26 protein-coding genes and 1 tRNA gene are annotated in these 20,673 nt (G+C 56.2%); 16 read left to right on the forward strand and 11 right to left on the reverse strand.

The window, feature by feature from the left end:
- Positions 1 to 77 precede the first annotated feature (77 nt).
- The 3 genes from D3870_RS11155 (at position 78) to D3870_RS11165 (ending at position 3,086) form a co-directional block, all read left to right on the forward strand.
- Complete coding sequence (locus tag D3870_RS11155) at positions 78 to 1,292, forward strand: amino acid aminotransferase (RefSeq protein WP_119739119.1); 1,215 nt, start codon at positions 78 to 80, stop codon at positions 1,290 to 1,292.
- A 108-nt stretch (positions 1,293 to 1,400) separates the two neighbouring features.
- Positions 1,401 to 1,476: transfer RNA gene (locus D3870_RS11160), tRNA-Asn, on the forward strand.
- Positions 1,477 to 2,183: 707 nt separating this feature from the next.
- The gene (locus tag D3870_RS11165) at positions 2,184 to 3,086 is read left to right on the forward strand and encodes a peptidase U32 family protein (protein ID WP_119739121.1); all 903 of its coding nucleotides are present in this window, start codon (positions 2,184 to 2,186) and stop codon (positions 3,084 to 3,086) included.
- A 75-nt stretch (positions 3,087 to 3,161) separates the two neighbouring features.
- On the opposite strand, the gene D3870_RS11170 is transcribed toward D3870_RS11165, so the two are convergent.
- Entirely contained in the window at positions 3,162 to 3,608 is a 447-nt protein-coding gene (locus D3870_RS11170) for a DUF2721 domain-containing protein (protein ID WP_119739122.1), read from the reverse strand.
- 423 nt (positions 3,609 to 4,031) lie between these two features.
- Here D3870_RS11170 and D3870_RS11175 point away from each other — a divergent pair, with 423 nt between their 5' ends.
- The 3 genes from D3870_RS11175 (at position 4,032) to D3870_RS11185 (ending at position 7,138) form a co-directional block, all read left to right on the forward strand.
- Positions 4,032 to 5,162 carry a sensor histidine kinase gene (locus D3870_RS11175; RefSeq protein ID WP_158590433.1) on the forward strand — a complete coding sequence of 377 codons (1,131 nt, stop codon included), beginning with the start codon at positions 4,032 to 4,034 and terminating at the stop codon, positions 5,160 to 5,162.
- A 10-nt stretch (positions 5,163 to 5,172) separates the two neighbouring features.
- Positions 5,173 to 5,817: a response regulator gene (locus D3870_RS11180; RefSeq protein ID WP_119739126.1), complete on the forward strand. Its 645-nt coding sequence runs from the start codon at positions 5,173 to 5,175 to the stop codon at positions 5,815 to 5,817.
- 442 nt (positions 5,818 to 6,259) lie between these two features.
- On the forward strand, positions 6,260 to 7,138 hold the full coding sequence (locus D3870_RS11185; RefSeq protein ID WP_422879647.1) for a Crp/Fnr family transcriptional regulator: 879 nt from the start codon (positions 6,260 to 6,262) through the stop codon (positions 7,136 to 7,138).
- Positions 7,139 to 7,253: 115 nt separating this feature from the next.
- On the opposite strand, the gene D3870_RS11190 is transcribed toward D3870_RS11185, so the two are convergent.
- Positions 7,254 to 7,913: a phasin family protein gene (locus D3870_RS11190; RefSeq protein ID WP_158590434.1), complete on the reverse strand. Its 660-nt coding sequence runs from the start codon at positions 7,911 to 7,913 to the stop codon at positions 7,254 to 7,256.
- Between the two features lie 115 nt (positions 7,914 to 8,028).
- On the reverse strand, positions 8,029 to 8,778 hold the full coding sequence (phbB, locus tag D3870_RS11195; protein WP_119739132.1) for an acetoacetyl-CoA reductase: 750 nt from the start codon (positions 8,776 to 8,778) through the stop codon (positions 8,029 to 8,031).
- 441 nt (positions 8,779 to 9,219) lie between these two features.
- Here phbB and D3870_RS11200 point away from each other — a divergent pair, with 441 nt between their 5' ends.
- From D3870_RS11200 to minE, 6 genes are all read left to right on the forward strand, one after another.
- The gene (locus D3870_RS11200) at positions 9,220 to 9,750 is read left to right on the forward strand and encodes a hypothetical protein (RefSeq protein WP_147375770.1); all 531 of its coding nucleotides are present in this window, start codon (positions 9,220 to 9,222) and stop codon (positions 9,748 to 9,750) included.
- Between the two features lie 105 nt (positions 9,751 to 9,855).
- The gene (gene kynB, locus D3870_RS11205; protein WP_119739136.1) at positions 9,856 to 10,512 is read left to right on the forward strand and encodes an arylformamidase; all 657 of its coding nucleotides are present in this window, start codon (positions 9,856 to 9,858) and stop codon (positions 10,510 to 10,512) included.
- 57 nt (positions 10,513 to 10,569) lie between these two features.
- Entirely contained in the window at positions 10,570 to 11,412 is an 843-nt protein-coding gene (kynA, locus tag D3870_RS11210) for a tryptophan 2,3-dioxygenase (protein ID WP_119739138.1), read from the forward strand.
- 272 nt (positions 11,413 to 11,684) lie between these two features.
- Positions 11,685 to 12,437, forward strand: coding sequence for a septum site-determining protein MinC (minC, locus tag D3870_RS11215; RefSeq protein WP_119741972.1), 753 nt, complete (start codon positions 11,685 to 11,687; stop codon positions 12,435 to 12,437).
- 26 nt (positions 12,438 to 12,463) lie between these two features.
- Positions 12,464 to 13,279 carry a septum site-determining protein MinD gene (gene minD, locus D3870_RS11220; protein ID WP_119739140.1) on the forward strand — a complete coding sequence of 272 codons (816 nt, stop codon included), beginning with the start codon at positions 12,464 to 12,466 and terminating at the stop codon, positions 13,277 to 13,279.
- A gap of 2 nt (positions 13,280 to 13,281) precedes the next feature.
- Positions 13,282 to 13,545, forward strand: coding sequence for a cell division topological specificity factor MinE (minE, locus tag D3870_RS11225; protein ID WP_119739142.1), 264 nt, complete (start codon positions 13,282 to 13,284; stop codon positions 13,543 to 13,545).
- Between the two features lie 92 nt (positions 13,546 to 13,637).
- On the opposite strand, the gene D3870_RS11230 is transcribed toward minE, so the two are convergent.
- A complete protein-coding gene (locus D3870_RS11230; RefSeq protein ID WP_242489939.1) occupies positions 13,638 to 14,036 on the reverse strand; it encodes a hypothetical protein in 399 nt (132 codons plus the stop codon).
- A 168-nt stretch (positions 14,037 to 14,204) separates the two neighbouring features.
- Here D3870_RS11230 and D3870_RS22315 point away from each other — a divergent pair, with 168 nt between their 5' ends.
- A complete protein-coding gene (locus D3870_RS22315; protein WP_119739145.1) occupies positions 14,205 to 14,438 on the forward strand; it encodes a hypothetical protein in 234 nt (77 codons plus the stop codon).
- Between the two features lie 620 nt (positions 14,439 to 15,058).
- Here the strand turns inward: D3870_RS22315 and D3870_RS22750 are convergent.
- The 6 genes from D3870_RS22750 to D3870_RS22770 form a co-directional block, all read right to left on the reverse strand.
- Positions 15,059 to 15,517 (reverse strand): tyrosine-type recombinase/integrase, encoded by a 459-nt coding sequence (locus D3870_RS22750; protein WP_242489940.1) that lies wholly within the window; start codon positions 15,515 to 15,517, stop codon positions 15,059 to 15,061.
- A 74-nt stretch (positions 15,518 to 15,591) separates the two neighbouring features.
- Positions 15,592 to 16,110 carry a hypothetical protein gene (locus D3870_RS22755; protein WP_242489941.1) on the reverse strand — a complete coding sequence of 173 codons (519 nt, stop codon included), beginning with the start codon at positions 16,108 to 16,110 and terminating at the stop codon, positions 15,592 to 15,594.
- Position 16,111: 1 nt separating this feature from the next.
- Complete coding sequence (locus D3870_RS11250; RefSeq protein ID WP_158590435.1) at positions 16,112 to 16,324, reverse strand: DUF4224 domain-containing protein; 213 nt, start codon at positions 16,322 to 16,324, stop codon at positions 16,112 to 16,114.
- Between the two features lie 174 nt (positions 16,325 to 16,498).
- Complete coding sequence (locus tag D3870_RS22760; protein ID WP_242489942.1) at positions 16,499 to 16,690, reverse strand: DUF3310 domain-containing protein; 192 nt, start codon at positions 16,688 to 16,690, stop codon at positions 16,499 to 16,501.
- 104 nt (positions 16,691 to 16,794) lie between these two features.
- Positions 16,795 to 17,580 carry a DEAD/DEAH box helicase gene (locus D3870_RS22765; RefSeq protein WP_242489943.1) on the reverse strand — a complete coding sequence of 262 codons (786 nt, stop codon included), beginning with the start codon at positions 17,578 to 17,580 and terminating at the stop codon, positions 16,795 to 16,797.
- Complete coding sequence (locus D3870_RS22770) at positions 17,581 to 18,120, reverse strand: SNF2-related protein (RefSeq protein WP_340638441.1); 540 nt, start codon at positions 18,118 to 18,120, stop codon at positions 17,581 to 17,583. It abuts the gene before it with no gap.
- A gap of 47 nt (positions 18,121 to 18,167) precedes the next feature.
- Between D3870_RS22770 and D3870_RS23240 the strand changes: the two genes are divergently transcribed.
- A complete protein-coding gene (locus tag D3870_RS23240; protein ID WP_119739152.1) occupies positions 18,168 to 18,512 on the forward strand; it encodes a site-specific integrase in 345 nt (114 codons plus the stop codon).
- Here D3870_RS23240 and D3870_RS11275 read toward each other — a convergent pair.
- Entirely contained in the window at positions 18,506 to 19,159 is a 654-nt protein-coding gene (locus D3870_RS11275; protein WP_158590390.1) for an IS630 family transposase, read from the reverse strand. The two genes, D3870_RS23240 and D3870_RS11275, sit on opposite strands and share 7 nt — an antisense overlap.
- Between D3870_RS11275 and D3870_RS22055 the strand changes: the two genes are divergently transcribed.
- Both D3870_RS22055 and D3870_RS11280 read left to right on the forward strand, forming a co-directional pair.
- Complete coding sequence (locus D3870_RS22055) at positions 19,131 to 19,586, forward strand: hypothetical protein (protein ID WP_147375771.1); 456 nt, start codon at positions 19,131 to 19,133, stop codon at positions 19,584 to 19,586. The genes D3870_RS11275 and D3870_RS22055 overlap by 29 nt on opposite strands.
- Positions 19,587 to 20,039: 453 nt before the next feature.
- Positions 20,040 to 20,669: a LysE family transporter gene (locus tag D3870_RS11280; protein ID WP_119739154.1), complete on the forward strand. Its 630-nt coding sequence runs from the start codon at positions 20,040 to 20,042 to the stop codon at positions 20,667 to 20,669.
- Positions 20,670 to 20,673: the final 4 nt, after the last annotated feature.

Consider the following 20,673-nt stretch of genomic DNA (forward strand, 5'->3'; position numbering starts at 1 on the left):
GCCGGACTCATGGTCTTGCACTGAATACAACCTGCTGCACAGCAGTATGTCTGCAGCCAATTTTTCATGTTATCACGATGACTCAATCCACTTCCGCCCCCCTCTTTTCCGCCATCGAGATGGCGCCCCGCGATCCGATTCTCGGAATCACCGAAGCCTTCAACGCCGACAAGAATCCGAACAAGGTCAATCTCGGCGTCGGCGTCTACTACGATGACAATGGCAAGGTGCCGCTGCTGGCATGCGTGCAAAAGGCGGAGGCGCAGTTGATGGAAAAGGCATCGCCGCGCACGTATCTGCCGATCGACGGCATTGCCGCCTATGACAAGGCCGTGCAGGAACTGGTATTCGGCGCCGACAGTGCCGTGGTGCAGGAAAAGCGCGCCATCACCGTTCAGGCGCTCGGCGGCACCGGTGCGCTGAAGCTTGGTGCCGACTTCCTCAAACGCTTTTCTCCGAATGCTCAAGTCTGGATCAGCGATCCAAGCTGGGAAAACCACCGCGCCCTGTTCGAGTTCGCCGGCTTCACGGTCAACAACTATCCCTATTACGATGCAACGACGCGCGGCGTCAACTTCACCGGCATGCTCAATGCATTGAATGAGATGCCGGCCGGCGCCATCGTGGTGCTGCACGCTTGCTGCCACAACCCGACCGGCGCCGATCTGACCGAAGATCAGTGGACACAGGTGATCCAGGTTGTCACGCAGCGTGGTCTGGTTCCGTTCCTCGACATGGCCTACCAGGGTTTTGGTGACGGCATCGAAGCCGATGGCAAGGTCGTGCGCCGCTTCGCCGAAGCAGGCGGCCCGCTGTTCGTGTCGAACTCCTTCTCCAAATCGTTCTCGCTCTATGGCGAGCGTGTCGGCGCATTGAGCATCGTCGCCGTCAGTTCGGAAGAAGCCGCCCGCGTGCTGTCGCAACTGAAGCGCGTGATCCGCACCAACTACTCCAACCCGCCGATCCACGGCGGCCAGGTGGTTGCCACGGCGCTCTCCGCACCGGAATTGCGCAAGCAGTGGGAAGAGGAACTCGCCGGCATGCGTGTGCGCATTCGCGAAATGCGCCAGGCACTGGTGCAGAATCTGAAGGAGAAAGCGCCGAACCACAACTTCGACTTCGTCATCCAGCAGCGCGGCATGTTCTCCTACTCGGGCCTGACCAAGGCGCAAGTGGAGCGGCTGCGTAACGAATATTCGATCTACGCTGTCGATACCGGCCGCATCTGCGTGGCCGCTCTGAATTCGCGCAACATCGACGCAGTCGTCGATGCGATTGCCAAGGTTCTTTAAATTTCGGCAACGTTGAGCGGGTTATGCGAAACCTGCTCAACAAAGAATGAAAAAGTTCTCCAAAGTTTTGACATTCGCAACGAAGTGCGCCTATAATAGCGGCTCTGTTCCCTGATAGCTCAGTCGGTAGAGCGACGGACTGTTAATCCGCAGGTCCCTGGTTCGAGTCCAGGTCGGGGAGCCAAAAGACTCAAACGCAGAGCCCAGCCCAAAAGGTTGGGCTTTGTTGTTTTCGGCGCTCGCGTTCTGTGTTTTCACAACACGCGGAACCGATGGTCCGCTCCCGGAATGAAAATGCGTTTGGATATCAGGCGCTTGATTCGCATCCGCTAATGCGAAGCTCAACTGCACTTCCGAGTTACCTCTTCCCCCTTCATCCGAGCCGGTTACATTGTGCCCCCTGCGGCGAGGTTCGTCATATACATCTGGCGTATCCAGCACGCACATCAATCCATCAGTCACTGCCACGACCTATGGACGGCTAATGCACACTCGAATCGCGACTCACATTCAGCACTCCGGATCGGCAATGGACTATGCAATTCATAGCTTCAATAACCCTCTGAAGACTGCACAAAGCCTTGTTGCCTGCCACATTTAAACCCCATACATCCATGTCAATGGGGCAAACCCGCCTTTGCCTTACAGCGACGTTCAGATGTGTATTTTTATCCTTGCATAAAGTTTTCTCAAAGCAACATTGCTTGATAAAGATCAACCGTGTTACTCCCAGCCTCGATAGAGTGACAACAATTGCCACAGAGAAACAAACAAGCTCATTCCTTCCATGAACATCACCCAAACAGCCATGAAGGATTAACGTCTTGCCAACAAGACGGTGACTGCAAAGACTGATTGAATTCGCTGCAATAGAAAGCAAGGAGACCAATCATGACAAAAGCGTCCGTAAAAACCCCTCTCCCCACCTCGCCCGAAAAATCGCCGGCACATCAAATGGAATTGGTCTGCACGGTTCAGGATCCGACGACGATGCGAATCGCGGTCGACAGCGGCGCGAATTGCGTCCAACTGCACTACATGCACGCGTGGAATACCGCATTCAACCCGGACAAGTCCGCTCTCGCTCGCGAAATAGGATACGCCCACCACAGGTTCTGCAAGGTCGTGCTTGCGTTGCATGGAAACGCCACGCAATCGAACTGGGAGCGCATGTGCAAAATGATTGATTATGCTGCGCAGTCTGGGGCCGATGCGATTCTCATGTCCGATCCGGCGCTCATGCTATTCGCTGCGGCGCATCACCCACACCTTCCCCGGTATCTGGCACTGCCTGAATGGGCGCTGAATGCCCATGCCATCAATGCTTTTGATCGGCAGTTGGGCTTATCCCGTGTGGTGCTGCCACGCGTACTTTCCTTGCCCCTGCTTGAAGAGCTTGCGAGAGATACGCAAATTGAGCTGGAGGTACCGGTCTCCGGACGCGGATGCATAATCACGGCAGGCCGGCTTGCGAACCTTGACCAGGCCGATAAATACACGCGCCCCCTCGGCATGATGCACTCCTGTGCGACGCCGACCGGTGGTTTGCAAGGTGCAGTGATTGGCCATAGCGCTACTTCGGAAGCGGCCGCAAATGAAAGCTGCTATGCGACCGGAACCGGGCCGAGCAGCAATGCGCTGCACTTGTTGCCGCATCTGATGAAAGCAAAGGTGAACGCAATTCAGCTCGATATTGACGGCAGCGCGTCCCGCTTTCTTGCGCAAATCACGCGTGCATGGCGTGAATCGCTCGACAACCGTTCGTATGGACCGAGAACGTCATCCCGCATTTGATCCGGGTCAAGTCGCTCCTGCCGTGTGCCCGCCATCGCAATAACGAATGCAGACTCCTCGCATGCATTGAGCGAATTACTTCTTCGTGACCAGCATATGGCGCATCGAAAGCGTTCGCGTGGCGACGAATATTTCGCGCAGCAGATAGACGAAACTGCCGATCAACGACAGCATTCCGAACACGAAGAACAAGGCGATGAGATTGGCCAACGCCAGATTCAACGCGCCGCCCACGAACAGGGCCGCGATGACCAGACAGACAAGGAGTCCGCACGACGTGCTCAGGGTAATCGCACGGTGAATGAGATGCGCGCGGAGGAAAAGCGTTTCCAGCTCCGAAAGCAACTCGATATTCTCCGCTCCCGCCGCTTTGATCCTGTCTTCCAGCACGCGCGTGCGATCAATGATTCTGGCCAGCCGGTTGGTGAGAACAGCGAGATTTGTGCCGACGCCGGTCAGGAGAAAAACCGGGGCAATTGCCAGTTGAATGATATGGCTGATGTCGCCTAAGCGGATTTCCATTGATGGCGCTCTTTTGGATATGTAAGGGGAAGTCCTGCTTCTCTCTCCGCATTGCCCGCAATGCGCACAAGCCACGTTAGTCTACCAGTTAGCCTCCAAGTCGCAAGCGGGGCGATTCGCGCTCCGGCGTGCTGCATCAGTGACGGCCCTGGTTGACCGAAATCAAACAGATCCACTGGCAAAGGAACCGCAGAACCTCTCATTCTTCCTGTCGTTTGAGCTAGCGAAATAGCGCGCTTGTTATATCTCAATCCGGATTTCTTCAAGCCTGCAAGTATGAACTTGCAAGCGGTCCCGACTACCTTGCTCTATCGAGCCAACGTCCTGAACAATGCAGCAGAAGGCGATATGCATGACCGCACCGCCGGGACGAATTCGCGACCGCAGTACTTCCACCATGAGGCTCTTACCCAGAGAAATGTGATGACTGCCCATCTGGAACACGGCTCGTCAAGATTTCTTGATTCTGTGACCACCCATTCACGATTTCCCGTCAACAAGGCGGGAGCATCGTTACTGTCGATCATACAGTCGGCCATCGATAGCGTGATCGTCACGGATGCTGCGTGCCGCATTGTGCTCGTCAATCACAAGACGGAGCGCATGTTTGGCTATCCGGCCAGCCTGTTGCTGGACAAGTCGGTGAATATTCTGTTGCCAACACGAATCGGAGCCGAGCAAGAGCGGCGCATGGAAAGATTTTCCGCAATACGCGTGAATGGGAAACGGACCCGACTGAGTTTGCGTGGAGTCCACGCAAACGGCGAGGAGTTTTCCGTCAACGCCTGTGTGTCGCGCATCACGCTGCATGCCGAGACCTTTCTGGTCGCCGTCTTGCGCAATCTCGATGCGCAGATCGGCGTGAATCGAAAGCGTCGCTTGCCGCGCACGTCCGAACTGCGCCGGCTCGCCGTGTCGTCGCAACAGGCAAGCGAAGTGGAGAAAAGGCGGTTCTCGCGTGAACTGTACGATGATATCGGCCAGCGATTGAGTGTCTTGAAGCTCGATCTTGACTGGCTTGAGAACAGCCTGCCGACTACCAATACCCATGTTCCGGCGCGTGTGGCGCAAATGCAAAGCATGCTGGACAAGGTCATCACAATGACCAAATGCATGGCATCGACATTGCGACCGCCGCTGCTCGATGACTTCGGCTTGATGCCGGCTGTGGAATGGATGGGCGACAACTTTCAAAAGAAAACAGGCATCAAATGCCGGGTTGACGGCGTCGGCATGAAGGCAAAATTGGGCGACCCGGTGGAATCGGCCGTGTTTCGCGTGATCCAGGAAAGTCTCTCGAATGTCGAGAAGCATTCGGGCGCAAACAACGTGTGGATAGCGCTCCGGCATGCGGAAGGGCGGCTGGAAGTCATGGTGCGGGATGATGGAGTGGGCATCGGGCCGAACAACGAGGACAAACCCGGCTGTTATGGATTGATTGCAATGCAGGAACGCATTGTCGTTTTGGGCGGTACAATTACCATCGAAAATATCAACCCCCAAGGCGTCGGGATTCACTTGTCCATTCCGGTCGATCCCCTGCCCCTTCAATGAATAACAAACCATGATACGTATTGTTATTGCCGATGATCACACCATCATGCGTGAAGGACTCAAACGGATTCTCGATGGCGCAGATGATATTGAAGTGGTGGGTGAAGCAGTCGATGGCTTTGAAGCCCTCGCCCATGTCAGACGCGGAGGATTCGACCTGTTGATGCTCGATCTGTCGATGCCGGGCCGCAGCGGCGTCGAACTGATTCGTCAAATCAAGGATGAGATGCCGAAGCTGCCGATCCTGATTCTGACGATGCACGAAGAAGAACAATACGCAGTCCGCGCGATTCGCGCCGGCGCACGCGGCTATCTGACCAAGGAAAGTGCAGGTACGCAGCTGGTCAGTGCCATCAGGAAAGTCGCAGCGGGACGCCCCTATATCAGCCTCGAAGTCGCCGAACAGCTGGCGATGGATGCGATGCCATCCACCGAGGATTTGCCGCATAAACAGCTATCCAACCGCGAATTTGAAGTCTTCACGCTGCTGGTGAACGGAAAGTCGATCACCGATATTGCAGATTTGCTGCACTTGAGCGCCAAGACGGTCAGCACGCACAAGACTCGCATCCTGCAAAAAATGGGCATGAATTCACTGGCTGAAATGGTGCAATATGCGGTCCAGCATCGCCTGCTGAATCCATTGAAAAACTAAAAAGAACTAGAGATTCTTCTCATGCAGGCCACTCTTCACGATAGCGCTCTGCTTTTTCTTCCTCGCATTGCCATACAGCAACTCCACAAGTTGCCTGCTGTCAGCATATTCCGACGGCGCAAGTGCCGTCTCTGACAAGGTTACAGGCTGAGAACGTAAGCAAAATTTACGTCTGAATGTAGGATAAATCCTACAGGCCTGTCGTCCTTCCTACATTTCAATTCAGCGCCCCCCGATAGCAATTGCCTGTTGCGGTTGCGATACTGACCACTTCAAAACAAGCATGAATGACAAGCAACTAGTCAAGGCCTCTGGATTAAATCTAGCACTACAAAGAAATATTCCAGTAATCAACATGCGAAAAATTACACACTGGATTGGGATGGTGGACTGAAGCTGTCACGGGAAATCAAATTCGCTTTAACTTGAATAGGAGATGATCATGCTGTCCACGCCATTGCCTGAAATCCGGCCCGAGTCCCCCTCTTCGACTTTGCATTCATCTTCCTTGGAAACGGGATGGCAACGGCAGGGCAAGCTCTGGTCCAACCTCAAGGAACTGTGTGAAGTGCTGCGTATCCCGCATGTGGCTGCACATACCGACGAAGAGCTGCTGTTTCAGCATGTGCAATTCAAAACAGGGCAGCGCATTCATACGATCGGCCAACCTTTCGATACCCTGTATATCGTGCATTCCGGTTTCCTGAAAACCGTGCTCATCGACGAGTTCGGCAACGAACAGGTTCTCAGCTTTCCGATGAAGGGGGATTTGTTTGGCGTCGATGGCATTCACACCAAACGTTATGCTTCTGAAGCGGTGGCACTGTCGAATTGCGATTTGATTCTTCTTCCATTCAAGAAACTTACCGCTTTGGGACGCGTGCATGTTGAGTTCGAACATGCCATGTACAGCGTGATGAGCCGCGAACTGGTGCGAGAACAGGCCATGGTCAGCATGCTCGGCGCTCTGAGCGCCGAAGCACGCGTGGCACGCTTTCTCGTGTCGCTGTCGGAGCGCTATGCGGACATGGGGTATTCGAGCAAGCTCTTCAACCTGCGCATGACTCGCCATGAAATCGGCAGCTATCTCGGCCTGACGCTGGAAACCGTGAGCCGCACATTGTCCGCCTTTAATGAAATCGGTTTGATCACCGTTGATCAGCGCTCCATCGGCATCAAGGATCCGGATGCGCTGAAAACCTTGCGCCGCCTGCCGCCGTCAAGCTCGCGTGCCAAACAAGTCGCAGCGAAGAAATCGAAGCAAGCCGCCGAACAGAAGGAGTCTCCCGACTCCGATTGGGGGCAACTGGCAAGCGCCTGAGCGCAGCCAGGCAAGCCCGGCCGGCGCCATTCGCGCGCCAGCTAAACACCTGCCAGCCCAGTCCCTCCCGGACCGGGCTGTTTTCATTTACACAGCCGCCGCTGCGAGCCTTCCGTCATCTGTGTTTGCTGCCTGACGAGCTTTTCCGGCCGGATGGTCCCTGGTGCGCATCGCTTGCGCCGAGGCCTTGCATCCAATGCGCGGCTGTCAATCCGCTTGTGCTATCGCTGACTGCAGATGCCAGATTTTCTGCCGTGCCCATGCTCCGCCTAGTGCTTTCGTCGATCGTGGCTTGTGCTGCCAGCATATTCTTGCCGGCAACCGCAATGGCTTCCTTGAAAATCGATTCCCATACCGAATACATGCCCGCCAATGGATTGCCGGCTGCATCGGATGGATTCTGCGTCACCTCGGTTGCTGCCATCGGCGCGGTGCCGGTCTGGACTCCCAGCTGTTCCACATAATCGTGCAGAGACTGGCCGAGTTCATTCTGCATTTCGGCAAAAACGCTCATGATCTCTTTCTGATCGCTCACTGCATCATTCGGCCCTCGGGCGAAAAAATCCGATCGGAGCCTCGTGGCCGCGTCCTGCGAGTCGCGCACGCCCGCCATGGCCTGTGCAAATTTCAGCTGACGCTCAATGGTGCGACGAGTCGATTCAATGAAGATGTGATCGATCTTCTCTGCGCTGGAAAAGAATGCATCGGCAAATCGCCTGGATGCGTCCAGTTGCGCCTGGTACATCGTCACCAACGGGCTGGCTTCAGTTCGCATGTTGACCTCCTGGAGAAATGAAAGAAATACTGCATATGAAAATTCCTGCTGCCCTCGCATTCGCATGCCGGATGACGTGCAATGCGTAGAGCCACTCGGTACCTCACACACTCACTCAATACATATGCTGGCCGCCATTGATCGCGATATTGGCTCCCGTGATGAAGGCAGCCTCGTCGGAGCATAGATAGGCAATCAGGTTGGCCACCTCATCCGGTTCGCCCAGCCGCCCGACGGGGATATCCGGAAGAATCTTTTTCTCGAGTACTTCCTGTGAAATCTGCTTGACCATTTTCGTGCGCAAATAGCCGGGAGAAACGGTATTGACCGTGATGCCCCTGGATGCCACTTCCTGTGCAAGCGCCTTGGTGAATCCGTGCATGCCGGCCTTCGCAGCCGAATAATTTGCCTGCCCGAAGGCGCCCTTCTGGCTATTGACCGAGGAAATGTTGATAATGCGGCCCCACTGGTTTTCCATCATTCCGTGCAACGTCAACCTGGTCATGTTGAATACGCTATCGAGGTTGGTGCGCATGACCGCATGCCAATCGTCCACCGTCATCTTCTTCATTGATACGTCGCGCGTGATCCCGGCATTGTTGACGAGCACGTCGATACGCCCGGCATCGGCAATGACCTGCATCACTCCGGTTTCGCAAGAACGGAAATCGGCAACATCGATCCGGCATGCCGAAAAATCGAAGCCCTGCCTTGCCTGTTCTTCCAGCCATGCAGGAGCCTGATCATTGTGCGGGGAATAGGTGGCGACAATCTTGTAGCCGGATTGGAACAATTTTCGGCAGATAGCCTCGCCCAAGCCGTCCATGCCGCCAGTGATCAGTGCCAGCTTTTGCGGCTGATTCATGTCTGTCTCCCTTCATCCGCTGAAGCCCCTGCGGATCTTCACAACATTTATCCGTAATCTTCCCGAAAATCGCTAATCAACTTGGATTGAATCGAATTCGATAAGTTCGGTGCAGCGGTTCAGGTCCGGTGCATTGCGCGCTGCATATGGAGTGCAGCGAGGCGGACACGGCCTCCTTCCTTTCGTTATTTCAGAAGAGAAATATGAACGCGCCCTCGTCAGTCTTGCCCTGCGCGCATCCTGTCGCTTCCGCGCATGGCGAACCAGCCGATGCCCCCGCTGTCTATGCTTAGATAAACGTGCATAAAGGCTCCATGCGCAAACGGCGCATCGGCTATCGCCACACGCATTGGATCAGGAGGTGCAAAGACGCGGGCTCAACGAGGTGCATTGCTCTTCCGTCGGATCGCCCCCTGATCTTCAGAGTCAGACGAGGAAACAATGCAACCCAAGTTCTACATTTCCTGTTCGCGAGAGAAACTGGGTTGCGTGTTTGCGTTGTTCTATTACGAATCCAACGCCGACATCTATGGCTGGCACATCGAGGCGAAAGGCCACTATTTTTCTGCGGCGTTTTTCATGATTGAGAATTTCTACGCCAACCGCGCCACTCGCTTGTACCGCAGCATAGAGGACGACGTATATGGCCAATGGACGATTGACTATCCGCCGACCCGGGATGAAATCCGTTGCCCTGCTCCGGAAGAGGCATGTCACGAGCTTGAGCGTCTCCAGTCGCGCTTTGTCGAAGAATGGCTGTTTTTTCAAGACGATCCGAACATTGCCGCGGAGGTGATCGCGTATCGCGAACATGGAATCCCGGTGCAGGAAGTAAATATCAGGTGGCGTCGCATGAATCGCATGGAAAAGCGAAACGGGCTCTGGAGCGGCATGGCAACCGGCATCGATCTCAACATCGTCGAGCTGTTGCGGAAGTACTGGCGGTTGAGCGAGAAAGTGCCGGCGCGTTGACACCGCAACCTCCAGCCGACAGCTCGCTTCGATCGCCGGGCGGCATTGATCTGCGATCATGCACCATGCATTCAGCATTGACCTCATTGCAGCATGAGTAATCGCATGCATTCGAATACTCCGAATACGCTCTGGGACATCACTCCGCTGATCACACATGCGATGCCGATGTGGCCCGGAGATACGCGCTTCACGGCGGAAGCCACATGGCAGATCGCAGACGGTTGCCCTGTCAGTGTCAGCCGCATCACGCTGTCCACGCACACCGGCGCGCATTGCGATGCACCGTCCCATTACGAACCGTGCGGCATATCGATCGATGCCGTCGCGCTGGATGCCTATATCGGGCCATGCCGCGTCGTGCATTGCATCGGCGCGGGCATCGTCGAGCCGCGTCACGTCGCCCATGCGCTGGACAATGTGCCGCCACGCATCCTGCTGCGCACGTATGCAACCGCACCACAAGCAGATTGGGATGCCGATTTTGCCGGCGTGGCAGCGGAAACCATCGCACTGCTTGCCGCGCACGGCATCACGCTGATCGGCATCGACACACCTTCGCTCGACCCGCAGGAGTCAAAGACAATGGATGCACATCACGCAGTGCATGCGCATGGCATGGCAATCCTGGAAGGCATCGTGCTGGATGCGGTGCCGGAGGGCGACTATGAATTGATCGCACTGCCGCTCAAGCTGGGCAGCATGGATGCGAGTCCGGTGCGCGCAATCCTGCGTCCGCTCAAGGACGTTCCGGACAAGTAGTGACTCGACGTCGAGGCATAGCGCGAAGCTCTTACCCGAAATCCGAGGGATACCGCGATGGATACCGACAAGCCCGATTCCGACTCCTGGCACGGCGCGCACGTTGACTTCAGCCAGTCGATGAGCTATGGCGACTACCTCGCCCTCGACCAGATACTCTCCGCCCAGCATCCACGCTCGCCCGACCACAACGAGATGCTGTTCATTGTGCAGCACCAGACCACCGAGCTGTGGATGAAGCTGATGCTGCACGAGCTTGATGCGGCACGCGATCAGCTCCATTGCAGCGACTTGCAGCCGGCGTTCAAGATGCTTAGCCGCGTGGCGCGAATCATGGACCAGCTGGTCCATGCCTGGGACGTGCTGGCGACCATGACGCCGTCCGAATACTCATCGATCCGCCCCTACCTCGGTCATTCGTCCGGGTTCCAGTCGCCCCAGTATCGCGAGATCGAGTTCATTCTCGGCAACAAGAATTCAGCCCTCCTTCAGATCCATGCCGCCTCACCGGAAGCCCATGCGCGCCTCGACAAGGCGCTCCACACCCCATCGCTGTATGACGAAGCCATCATGCTGCTGGCGCGCGAGGGTTTCATCATCGACCAGCAGCGACTGGCTGCAGACTGGACGCAGCCAACTGCGGCCAACGCTTCCGTCAAGGCGGCATGGCTGCATGTGTACCGCGAACCGGCCAGGCACTGGGCGCTCTACGAACTGGCAGAGAAACTGGTCGATCTGGAAACCGCATTCCGCTTCTGGCGCTTCCGGCATGTCACGACGGTAGAACGCATCATCGGCTTCAAGACCGGAACCGGAGGTACGGCTGGTGTGCACTATCTGCGCAAGATGCTGGACATCGTGCTGTTTCCGGAGTTGTTTGCGCTCCGCACCGACCTTTGATGCCCTGCTGTCCAGCGCTGCCTTTGCGCTCCAAACCCCCGTAAACCTTGAGTTTCCGCACCTTTCCACAGGTATAATTGACGCCGAAAATCGCGAGTGATGGGAGCGGGATTCGTCAGCTTGTTTGCTTCAGGATGAATGCTCTGACCAACACTGTCGGGCCGCCATTGACGCGGCCCGTTTTCGTATCGGCGGGATTGGCACATTTTGCATTTACAATGCGACAGCACATCGCCGAACGGCCGGAAAAGCGTCCACCAAAGTCAGTTTTTATGCCAAAGAATCAAGCAAACAAGCCGATAGAGATCAAGATTTCAACAGTAGTGGCGGTTTCTGCAATCCTGCATGAATCCGGCCTCGATGTATTGGAGTCCGCGCTGAAGACAATGACTGGCGGTGTCTCCGATTATTTCGATCACGAATTTGCCGTCATCGATCTGGCCTCTTGCGACATCCCGAACAACGGCATCGACTGGCCTGCCCTGATCCGGCTTTTCAATTCATACAGCCTCAACCCGGTAGCGGTACGCAATGCGCCGCCCGAGATGGAAGCGGACATCATTGCAAACGGCTTGAGCATCGACGTTGTCGCCAAACCGCGCCAGCCAGCGGAGGAGGAAGTCGCACCGGCCCCTGCTCCCGCCGAACCAAAGGCGGCGCCTGCCGTCCAGGCACCCGCGTCATCCGGTGCCATGATCATCGACACGCCGGTACGCGCCGGCCAGCGCATCTATGCGCGCGGATCGGACCTCATCGTGACGGCAGTCGTCAACAACGGCGCCGAACTGATTGCGGACGGCAGCATTCACATTTATGCTCCGTTGCGGGGCCGCGCTTTGGCTGGTGCCAGCGGCGACGCCAGCGCGCGGGTTTTTACGTTGAGCATGGAAGCCGAGCTGGTTTCCATTGCCGGCATCTATCGAACATTTGAAAACGGCTTGCCGAAGGACCTGGCCAACAAACCGGCCCAGGTCCGCCTCAATGGCGACCGGATCGACGTGCTCTCCATTCATACGCGAGCTTGATTTAATTTTCCAAAAGGAGTCTGTTTGTGGCAAAAATCATTGTTGTAACGTCCGGCAAAGGCGGCGTCGGCAAAACCACCTCCAGCGCCAGTTTCGCGTCAGGCTTGGCTTTGCGCGGGCATAAAACGGCCGTGATCGACTTCGACGTCGGTCTGCGCAACCTCGATCTGATCATGGGCTGCGAGCGCCGCGTCGTGTACGACCTCATCAATGTGATCAACAATGAAGCCACGCTCAACCAGGCACTGATCAAGGACAAGCACTGCGAAAACCTGTTCGTGCTGCCCGCCTCGCAGACGCGCGACAAGGATGCATTGAGCGAAGAAGGCGTCGAGCGCGTGCTGAACGAACTGGCAAAGATGGATTTCGAGTACATCGTGTGCGACTCGCCCGCGGGTATCGAACACGGCGCGGTCATGGCGCTCACCTTCGCCGACGAAGCCGTCGTCGTCACAAACCCGGAAGTATCCTCCGTACGCGACTCCGACCGCATCCTCGGCATCATCCAGGCCAAGTCGCGCCGCGCGCAAAACGGCGGCGAACCGGTCAAGGAACACCTGCTGATCACCCGCTACGTGCCCAAGCGCGTTGAAGCCGGCGAGATGCTGTCCTACACCGACGTGCAGGAAATCCTCCGCATTCCGCTGATCGGCATCATCCCCGAATCCGAGTCTGTCCTGCATGCCTCCAACCAGGGCAATCCGGCCATTCACATGACCGGCAGCGACGTCGCGGAAGCCTATCAGGATGTGATATCGCGCTTTCTCGGTCTGGAAGTTCCGCTGCGCTTCACCACCTATGAAAAGCCTGGCCTGTTCCAGCGCATTTTTAAAGGCAAGTAACCATGGCGCTACTATCTTTCTTATTCAACACCAAGCCGAAAAGCGCGAGTGCAGCCAAGGAACGCCTGCAGGTCATCATCGCGCGCGAGCGCAACGGTTTGGACGGTCCCGACTTCCTGCCGGCGCTGCACAAGGAACTGATCGCGGTGATCTCCAAGTATGCCAAGGTCAATGCCGACGACATCAAGATTTCCCTCGACCGGCAAGGCAACCTGGAAGTGCTGGACGTGAATGTGGTGCTGCCGGATGTCGTGGCAGGCAAATAACGAATAACGGCTTGAACATGCGGTATTGTCACGGGCCTTGATCCGCTTGCCGGATCAAGGCCCGTTTCATTTCTGCCTCGCCGTCCGATCGCTCAATGCAACTGATGCTTCAGATCGGACAGCTCGCGATGGGCCTGCATGACCGCGTCCCTGATTTCCGGATCCACCGTCTCGTTCCGTTCACACGCATCCCGCGCCTGATCGCCAACCTCCTCCAGATCGTCAATGCACTGACGAATGCTGTTCTCGTCCGGCATCTGTTGCATCATCTGCTTCGCGTGCCAGGATTTTTCATCCAGCTGCTGAATGCAGTCCTTCAAATGCATGGGCAGCAGAATCGCATGTTGACACGCTTCCGACGCGTGATGGATGGTCTGCTCGATATGACTGAGCCTCTGCTGAAGTTCACCTCTCTCCATCATGGCGAAACTCCTTCTCGAATATCCGGCATGAAAATGTACCGCAGGAATATTTTGATGTGTATTTTGCAATCAAGTTCCATTTAAATCCTGCGAACGAAATGCCCTTTTGCACTATCCTGTGAGCAATGCATCCAGGCAGGCATCGCGTTTTTCCGCCATCCTGGTTACATCATGACAGGTATCAACAAGATGCTTGTGCAGGCTTGCTAGACTTTATCCAACCGTCAAGAGGCTGCCATGGCGTATGAAACGATCGGGGATTATCAACTGCGTTTTTTTGCCTACGAATTGTCGGAGTCCGGCATGTGGGATCCCTTTGTCACCATCATGAAATTCGATGAACAAAGCCAGGACTTCAAATGCGTGCTTGAAAAACACCACGCATCCGAAGTGCCGCTTGCGACCTATGACGACGCAATCGAGCAAGCGCGGCGCGCGGGGAATGCGCTTATCAAATCGGGGAAATTGTAGAAACGAAACGTGCAAACTCGGCACAAAACAAAAAGGACTTGCGCAAGTCCTTTTTGTTTTGATGAATTCTGGCGAGACGGTACCGGAATCGAACCACGCGCCCCTGCCGTGTGAAGTGGCTGATTGTCTGGCATTGAACCGTAGATCTGGTGAGCGAAATCGGGAATGTGAACGATGACGAGCACGCGTTCCGGGTGAATCGGAACGGCCGGATATGCGGTCGCGAATGCGCGGGCGTAGCCAAAAGTGCACCTTGGCGTCCTTGCCGTCGAAGAGGCCCGGTTCGGCCAATAGCCAATAGCCAATAGCCAATAGCCTTTGCGGCTGACAAGAGCTTCGCGGCAGTTTCCTCTTTATCGAATTGTGGTCACCATCCGCTCCGTTACGCTACGCGTGGTTCGCGTGACGCATATTTGGGGCAATCGAGGCGATTCAACGAGGACGGAAAACTACCGGGTTGGTGTGTCTCAATCCCGGAAACAAAAAAGCCAGCACAAGGCTGGCTTTCTGATTCTGGTGGACGGTACTGGGATCGAACCAGACCGAGCAAGTCGGAAACCTTTATTGCGTAAGGCTTTGCGCCATGCTCTTGTCTAGTAAATCCGATTTGTCTAATAGATTCAGCTTCCTGCCGGTTTAATGCGCTCCGGTTTCCGACGATAAATCCGCTTCGTTGTGCGTGCATCAGCATGCGCAAGAAGTTGTTGGGCACGCGCCAAACTCTCCGCATCGCTGCCCACCTTGGCCCGCAGATCGTGCTCGGTGAAACGCTCCGCCACCTTGGATTCCTTGAGCAGCCTTTCCATGAAGGATTGCCAAACCGTATCGAATCCCTTGGTGGTTCCTTTTGCCTCTTCGAATAGCGGGCGGCCAAACCTGTTGCAAAACAGGTAATGTGACAGCGCGGGCCGCACGACCACGGCATCATCGACTGCCGCGCGCAGTTCGGGCGTCCACTCGTAGATCAGACGTTTGCCGGTCTTCTTGCGGGTTTTTGAGGGTTGGACGTGAATCCCATCTTCCTGGCAATCCGCCTTGGTCAAATGGAGGATATCTCCCTTGCGCAAGCCGGTCAGCATCTTCAGGCGTAGGTATGCCTGTATCATCTTCACGCTGCCCTTGCGCCTCTTGCTGGACATCGACATTGCCTCGATCAGTTCCCAGTCCTCGACGTAGCGATCGCGCGGCGGCCGGCCTTCCAGCCTGACCTCGCCTTTGAAGGGTGGGCTTTGATCCATCCCCACTGCACTGCCTTGGTAAATGCGTGGCTCAGGACTTCGACCTCGCGCTTGGCCGCGGTCTTGGCGGTACGCTTGTCCACGTACTGATAGACGTGCTGAGGTTCCAGATCGCTCAGCGCGACGGTGGCGAACGCAGGCCGCAGCGCGGCGATATGGCGCTGGTTCTCGGTTTTCGTCTTCGGGGCCTTGGTCGGCACGACCTCGAGCGCATAGCGATCCAGCAGTGCACCGATGGTGGTTGCCTTCCTGGGCGTGCCGGCACGCTCGGCCCACGCCCGGTAGGCTTCTGGCAGAGTTGCGCCAAGCCGGAACCAAGTCTTGCCGTCCCACTGATCGCGCACCTCAGACGGTGGCAGGTAGTAGAAAGCACCATGCTTTTGCACCCAGCGCGCCGGCAGCTTGCGGTTCTCGGCTTTTCTCTTTGGCGGCATGTCAGTTCACCAGGTCAAAGCGTGGCTCGGTTTTACGCTTGGTCTTTGATACTACACCCTCGCCGAACAGCTTCTCGACATGAGCGCGCAACACGGCGATACTGCCGTCTGGACGCAGCTTGTGTTCAATGCCCATGAAGGAGAGCGCGCGCACTTGGGCAGGTCGGCGCTGCTTCCCGGACAGTTCTTCGACTTCGTTTTCATCCAGAAACATTACGGCAGCCTCCACTTGTCCCGGCACGGTGCGCAGGCGCCGCGCACCAAGCGGCCGGACCATTCACCGCACAGGTCGCACTCGCCTGGCATGCCAGGTTCAAGCGGCTTGGTCGCTCGCCGGATGGCATCTACGCGGGCAATTTCCTCGCGATCCTGAGCCAAGTCGATTTCGTCAGCCATTGCGGGACTCCAATTCAATCAGCAGATCGATGAAGTGGCGAGCCTTTTCCAAATCCTTGGTGCCGCCCTTCTCGCGCCAGCGCGTGACGTACTTGATGACGCTGCCCTCGGCGAATGGGATGCCGTTTGCGTGGATGTATTCGATCGGCTGAATCTTCAAATTCTTGTAGTGGTTGCCAGCCACTTGAGTGGCAAGCGCGGACGTTGTAGTTTTAGGTTCGCAATCGCATTTTTCCAAGTCGTCCAGCGCGCGATCGCAACGAGCGCATTGCTTCGTATAGTTCGCAATCATTTCAATCCCTTTCTTTTCATTGCTTCAAGCAGTAGGTCTTGCACTTCGCGCTTACTATCGCGGCGGGCCATAATTAGCTCGTCCACAGTGTCGGCAGCAACGATGTGGTGAATGAACACCGGGCGATCGTGCCCGGCTTGCGCCTGGCGCGTGGGGCCGATGCGCTCGATGATTTGCATGTACTTCTCCAGATCCCACCAGTGACCGAAGAAGGCGAGGATGTTGCCACCGTCCTGCAAGTTGAGGCCGTGGCCGGCGCTGGCTGGGTGCGCGAACAAGACCGGGATCTTCCCCGCGTTCCAGTCGCGGATGGTTTGCGGGTCTTTGTCCAAGGCGCGAGCTTTCGGGAAGGCACGCTGCAGGCGGGCAAGATCACTCTTGAAGTGATACGCCACCAGCACCGGCATGCCGGCCGCTTCCTCGATCACGTCCTCAAGCGCTTGCAGCTTCACGTCGTGGATGTCGGCCCACGCACTGCACGTGTCGTCGGTGTAGATCGCGCCGTTGGCGAGCTGCAGGCATTTGATCGTTTTGCTGGCCGCGTTGAAGGCTTCCACTTCGGTGCCGCATTCCAACGCGAGGAACATCTCGCGTTCCATGTCCTTGTACAGGCGGCGGGCCTTGGCCGGCAGCTCCACGCGGATGACATTCACGATGGGCTCGGAAATGTCAAAGTAGTCGCGCGCATCCAGCGACAGGCAAAGGTCGCGCATCCTGTCTTCGATCTGCTCCTGAGCAAACGGCAACGGATCGAGGCGCGTGGCATGGCGATCACTGCCCACCTAGATGGACTGGAACCACCGCGCCTTGAATGCCTCGAAGCTGCGCCCCAGGCGCACGCCCTTGTCGAGGAACCACGCCTGCCCCCACAAGTCCTGCAATCCGTTCGGGCTGGGCGTGCCGGTCAATTCAATGAAGCGGTCGATCTTGCAATGCGCGACACGACCCAACGAGTGCGCGCGCTTTCCGCCCTGCTTCAGGCGGAAGGACTTGAGCTTCGTCGATTCATCGGCCACCACCTTGCGGAAAGGCCAGCGATCACCGAAATGCTCGACCAGCCACGGCAAGTTGTCGTAGTTGGTGGCGTAAATCGTGGCCGGGCGCTTGAGCGCGGCGCGCCGTTCCTCGGGCGTGCCGACGACAGCCGACACCTCCACATTCCTCAGGTGTGCCCACTTCTTCGCCTCATCGGGCCAGGTGCTTGATGCCACGCGCAGGGGCGCGAGCACCAAGGCCGGTCTTCGTTGTCGTCGAAATAGCTCATGATTTTTCTCGTTATTCGCTTTGGTGAGGGTGTTGCCACGGAGTGCCGTCAGCCTCACCAAAGCGCCCTGAGCGCAAGACTCAGGGCGTGTTGTTTAAATGGCCGATGCGAATTTATCCAGCTCGGCCAAGGCATATCGACCTGAAAAAACAAACCGTGCTTTTGCCAGACTCAAAAAGCGGTCACTCACGAATTCTTCCATTGTCCAGTCGTGCCGTTGCAGCTGTTCGAAACCTAACAATAGGTATCAAGGGTAAAGTCTTTTCGATAGGTGCTGGTGCGCTCCGATACCAATGGAGAGCTGCCCGAGCAAACATCGGTTCGCCAGATCTGCGCATACATGACCTCCGCCATGAAGGCGCAAGCCGACTTTTTGAGAAGGGCTTGAACGTGATGGAGGCCAGTGCGGTGACCGGACATAAGACGCTAGAGCGATTTTCAAATCAATGAATGGAATAACCGCAGTGGGCGAACCAGCCGCTGGCATCGCTGTTGCTGATTCTGCCGATCACTTTGGTGAGCGCCTGATCAAGCGCCTCACGTGTCCGGGCCTTCATGCCGCGCAAGCGGGTTTTGATTTTGGACCAGCAAGGCTCGATCGGTGACCAGTCGGGAGAGTACGGCGGCAGGTAAATCAGTTGCGCGCCGGCGCCAGCAATCATGGCTTCAATGTCCGGGACCTTGTGGACGCTCAGGTTATCCATCACCACCACGTCACCTGAGCGCAGCGTCGGCACCAGAGCATGGGCAACACAAGCCCGGAATACCGCCGCATCGACCGCGCCTTCGACCGTCATGACGGCCTCCATGCCATGGCAGGAAAGCGAACCGGGAATGCTGACATTGCGCCCGAAGTTTCCCGGTACCGCGTCATGCACCCGCTGGCCGTGCATCGCCCGTCCATAACGACGCGTCATGGCAATGTTCAGGCCGGACTCGTCGATGAATTTCAGCCTTTTGACAGGACAGGATGCGATCTGCTTGCGGTAGCGACGACGTGCCAGACGTACGCGCGCCGTGTCCCGTTCTGTGGCATGTACGGTCTTTTTTTCGGCGCAGGCCCATCCGATGCAGAACCCGGCACATGGTGGGTTCACTGACGGCAATGCCGGTACCGGCCTGCAATCGTCCGATCAACTCTTTCAAAGTCAGATCGGACTGTTCCAGCAGCCACTGCCGCAATTGCTCTCGGCAAGCCTCATCAAGCAGTACGCGTCGTCCGGATTTATGCCGCTGTCGAACCAGCTCGCCGCCACTGCGGCGATAGTGGCTCAACAGCGCTTCGACAAAGGACAGGCTGACATTGAAAAACCCGGCCACTTCGCGTTGCGATTGTGTTCCTCGTTCGCACGCCTGCACGATTTTCCGCCGCAAATCCTCAGAATAGGGAGCCGCCATGATTGCACCTTCGGCATTGCATATATGCCCATGGGACCCGCATTCTGGTTTTACGTTCCTTTTGCCGTTATGAAATCCACTCTAGGGTCTAACCGATGCCCGGGTGTGGCTGATGGAGTGTTATAGCTCCGACTTACGCTCCGGTCTCGTTACCAGCAACGGCAAGTTGAACTCCATGAAAAGGTTCGATGATAGCTTGCGAAGATTTTGATTGGGACTAATGTATTGACAAATAAATATTTTATATGTCAAAATAGCAATAGAAATTTCAAATAAATTGTCTTCCTTGTGGATATGCGGTTACCCCGTATCTCTCAAAAAACAATACGATTTCTGCAACTGGCAATAATCGCTATTCGTTTTCCCCGCCAGTACTTCCTTAAGTTCGCGCCCTGCGGGTTCGTGCTAGTCGTCTGCGCGCACACCCGGAGTGCTCGCTTGATTCCAGTGCGCGACGAAGACTTTGGTATGCAGTCTAGGGTCGAGCCTGCGTAGCTCGGACGTAATTATCAACTTGTCAACCGGCGGATCAGAACTTTTTGTCTCTATTTTTGAAATCACAAAACGAATTTATTAATCATGAAAATCGACATCTGGGGTACTTGTTTTTTGGCGTCTTGGATTTTTTCTCTTTCTCCCGGTGCCGGTTCGGTGTTTTCCATGACCAACGGATTGAATCACGGGTTCAGGCGCGGCTACTTCGGCGTGCTGGGCCTGGTCCTCGGTTTGTGGACCGTATTCCTTGCGGTCGTGGTCGGGCTCGGCGCCATCATCCAGGCGTCGCCCATGACCTTCAATATTCTGAAATGGGCTGGCGTCGCCTACCTATTCTATCTCGGCTTCGATCAATGGCGTTCCAAGGGTTCGCCGATCAAGATCAACCAGGATCAGCGCGAGAAGGTCGGCCTGGGTACGCTGATTTTCAAGGGGTGGGGCCTGAATGTCATCAATCCCAAGGGCTACATCTTCATGCTGGCGGTGATCCCGCAATTCATCGATTACAGGACGCCGATGCCCATGCAATATCTGCTGATCGCGCTGACCTTCGCCTTCACCGACCTAGTTGTTATGGCCGGCTACACCGGGCTGGCGGCCAAGGCTTTGGGCTATCTGAAGACGGAAGCGCAGATGAGCATGCTCAACAAGATCTTCGGTTTCCTCTTCATGGCCGCCGCCGCGATCCTTGCGACCTTCCACCAGGCGGCTTGATCCG

This window comes from Noviherbaspirillum cavernae, assembly GCF_003590875.1.
Taxonomy (GTDB): domain Bacteria; phylum Pseudomonadota; class Gammaproteobacteria; order Burkholderiales; family Burkholderiaceae_D; genus Noviherbaspirillum; species Noviherbaspirillum cavernae.

Coding starts and splice junctions, on each gene's coding strand:
- D3870_RS11155 (WP_119739119.1), top strand. CDS start 78: ATGACTCAATCCACTTCCGCCCCCCTCTTTTCCGCCATCGAGATGGCG.
- D3870_RS11165 (WP_119739121.1), top strand. CDS start 2,184: ATGACAAAAGCGTCCGTAAAAACCCCTCTCCCCACCTCGCCCGAAAAA.
- D3870_RS11170 (WP_119739122.1), bottom strand. CDS start 3,608: ATGGAAATCCGCTTAGGCGACATCAGCCATATCATTCAACTGGCAATT.
- D3870_RS11175 (WP_158590433.1), top strand. CDS start 4,032: ATGACTGCCCATCTGGAACACGGCTCGTCAAGATTTCTTGATTCTGTG.
- D3870_RS11180 (WP_119739126.1), top strand. CDS start 5,173: ATGATACGTATTGTTATTGCCGATGATCACACCATCATGCGTGAAGGA.
- D3870_RS11185 (WP_422879647.1), top strand. CDS start 6,260: ATGCTGTCCACGCCATTGCCTGAAATCCGGCCCGAGTCCCCCTCTTCG.
- D3870_RS11190 (WP_158590434.1), bottom strand. CDS start 7,913: ATGCGAACTGAAGCCAGCCCGTTGGTGACGATGTACCAGGCGCAACTG.
- phbB (WP_119739132.1), bottom strand. CDS start 8,778: ATGAATCAGCCGCAAAAGCTGGCACTGATCACTGGCGGCATGGACGGC.
- D3870_RS11200 (WP_147375770.1), top strand. CDS start 9,220: ATGCAACCCAAGTTCTACATTTCCTGTTCGCGAGAGAAACTGGGTTGC.
- kynB (WP_119739136.1), top strand. CDS start 9,856: ATGCATTCGAATACTCCGAATACGCTCTGGGACATCACTCCGCTGATC.
- kynA (WP_119739138.1), top strand. CDS start 10,570: ATGGATACCGACAAGCCCGATTCCGACTCCTGGCACGGCGCGCACGTT.
- minC (WP_119741972.1), top strand. CDS start 11,685: ATGCCAAAGAATCAAGCAAACAAGCCGATAGAGATCAAGATTTCAACA.
- minE (WP_119739142.1), top strand. CDS start 13,282: ATGGCGCTACTATCTTTCTTATTCAACACCAAGCCGAAAAGCGCGAGT.
- D3870_RS22315 (WP_119739145.1), top strand. CDS start 14,205: ATGGCGTATGAAACGATCGGGGATTATCAACTGCGTTTTTTTGCCTAC.
- D3870_RS22750 (WP_242489940.1), bottom strand. CDS start 15,517: ATGCTGACCGGCTTGCGCAAGGGAGATATCCTCCATTTGACCAAGGCG.
- D3870_RS22755 (WP_242489941.1), bottom strand. CDS start 16,110: ATGCCGCCAAAGAGAAAAGCCGAGAACCGCAAGCTGCCGGCGCGCTGG.
- D3870_RS11250 (WP_158590435.1), bottom strand. CDS start 16,324: ATGTTTCTGGATGAAAACGAAGTCGAAGAACTGTCCGGGAAGCAGCGC.
- D3870_RS23240 (WP_119739152.1), top strand. CDS start 18,168: ATGCGAATTTATCCAGCTCGGCCAAGGCATATCGACCTGAAAAAACAA.
- D3870_RS22055 (WP_147375771.1), top strand. CDS start 19,131: ATGCAGAACCCGGCACATGGTGGGTTCACTGACGGCAATGCCGGTACC.
- D3870_RS11280 (WP_119739154.1), top strand. CDS start 20,040: ATGAAAATCGACATCTGGGGTACTTGTTTTTTGGCGTCTTGGATTTTT.